This window comes from Draconibacterium sediminis (assembly GCF_000949475.1).
Lineage (GTDB): Bacteria > Bacteroidota > Bacteroidia > Bacteroidales > Prolixibacteraceae > Draconibacterium > Draconibacterium sediminis.
In genome coordinates this window covers 1-2,424 of record NZ_JRHC01000016.1, presented here as the reverse complement: position 1 = coordinate 2,424, position 2,424 = coordinate 1, and the positions used below count along the sequence as shown (strand labels likewise).

General features: G+C 39.9%; 1 protein-coding gene. It reads right to left on the bottom strand.

Translation table 11 applies throughout. The annotated features are described in order from the left end of the window. Positions 1 to 2,424: PKD domain-containing protein (locus LH29_RS23450; protein ID WP_157493820.1), on the bottom strand; the 2,424-nt coding region annotated here is incomplete at both ends.

The window sequence follows — 2,424 nt, the reverse complement described above, 5'->3', positions numbered from 1 at the left end:
AATGAGTTAACAGTGATATAATTAGTTTTAGTAATTGTATCTGCAGCGACACTATTGGCGACTATCAGTTGCAGCATATAAACTCCGGCTGTTGTATAAGTATGAGTTGGATTTTGAACTGTACTGGAATTTCCATCTCCAAAATCCCATTCCCATGATGTTGGGTTGTTTACTGACTGGTCTGAAAAGATAACAGCATCTCCCTGGTTAATGGTCGTTTTGTTTGCAGAGAATTCAGCAACTGGCACTAATGAGTTAACGGTTATAAAATCAGTTTTAGTAATTGTGTCAACTCCAACACTATTGGTGGCTATCAATTGCACAGTATAAACACCAGCAGATGAGTAAGTATGAGTTGGATTTTGAACAGTGCTGGTATTTCCATCCCCAAAATCCCATTCCAATGATGTTGGATTGTTTGCCGACTGGTCCGAGAAGCTAACAGCATCTCCCTGGTTAATGGTCGTTTTGTTAGCAGAGAACTCAGCTACCGGAACCAATGAGTTAACAGTTATATAATCAGTTTTTGTGATTGTATCTGCTCCGACATTACTAGTAGCTATAAGTTTCACCGAATAAACGCCAGCTGTTGAATAACTATGTGTAGGATTTTGAACAGTACTTGTATTTCCATCGCCAAAATCCCATTCCCATGAGGTTGGATTGTTTGTAGTCTGATCCGAAAAGACAACAGCATCTCCTTGGTTAATAGTCGTTTTGTTTGCAGAGAACTCGGCTACCGGAACCAGTGAGTTAACAGTTATATAATCAGTTTTTGTGATTGTGTCAGCTCCGACATTACTAGTAGCGATAAGTTTCACCGAATAAACTCCAGCAGTTGTATAAATATGAGTTGGATTCTGAACAGTGCTGGTACTTCCATCTCCAAAATCCCAAAGCCATGATGTTGGATTATTGGTAGACTGATCCGAAAAAATAACCGCATCTCCCTGGTTAATCGTTGTTTTATTTGCAGAGAATTCAGCAACCGGAACCAGTGAGTTAACAGTTATATAATCAGTTTTTGTGATTGTGTCCGCTCCAACAGTATTGGTGGCTATCAATTGCACAGTATAAACACCAGCCGATGAGTAAGTATGAGTTGGATTTTGAACAGTGCTGGTATTTACATCCCCAAAATCCCATTCCCATGATGTTGGGTTGTTTACTGACTGGTCCGAGAAGATAACAGCATCTCCCTGGTTAATCGTTGTTTTATTTGCGGAGAATTCAGCGACCGGGATCAATGAGTTAACAGTGATATAATTGGTTTTAGTAATTGTATCTGCAGCGACACTATTGGCGACTATCAATTGCACCGTGTAAACACCAGCAGACGTATAATTATGAGTCGGATTTTGAACAGTGCTGGTATTTCCATTTCCAAAATCCCATTCCCATGATGTTGGATTATTTGTAGACTGGTCCGAAAAGAAAACAGCATCTCCCTGGTTAATCGTCGTTTTGTTAGCAGAGAACTCAGCCACCGGCACCAATGAGTTAACGGTAATAAAATCAGTTTTGGTAATTGTATCTGCCGCGACAGTATTGGTGGCTATGAGTTTTACGGTATAAACTCCAGCTGTTGTATAAGTATGAGTTGGATTTTGAACAGTACTGGAATTTCCGTCTCCAAAATCCCACAACCATGATATTGGATTGTTTGCAGACTGATCCGAGAAGACAACAGGATTTCCCTGGTTAATCGTTGTTTTATTTGCGGAGAATTCAGCGACCGGCACCAATGAGTTAACGGTAATAAAATCAATTTTAGTAATTGTGTCCGCTCCAACAGTATTGGTGACTATCAATTGCACCGTGTAAACACCAGCAGACGTATAAGAATGAGTCGGATTTTGAACAGTACTGGTACTTCCATCGCCAAAATCCCACAACCATGATGTTGGATTATTGGTAGACTGATCCGAAAAAATAACAGCATCTCCCTGGTTAATCGTTGTTTTATTAGAGGAGAATTCAGCGACAGGGATCAATGAGTTAACGGTAATAAAATCAGTTTTAATAATTGTGTCAGCTCCAACAGTACTAGTGGCTATAAGTTTAACTGTATAAACTCCGGCTGTTGAATAAGTATGAGTTGGATTTTGAACAGTGCTGGTATTTCCGTCTCCAAAATCCCATTCCCATGATGTTGGGTTGTTTGCAGACAGATCTGAGAAGATAACAGCATCTCCCTGGTTAATGGTTGTTTTGTTTGCTGAGAACTCAGCAACCGGCACCAATGAGTTAACGGTAATAAAATCAGTTTTAGTGATTGTATCAGTTCCAAAACTGTTGGTGGCAATAAGTTTTACGGTATAAACTCCAGCCATTGTAAATACATGAGTTGGATTTTGAACAGTGCTGGTATTTCCGTCTCCAAAATCCCATTCCCATGATGTTGGGTTGTTTGCAGACAGATCT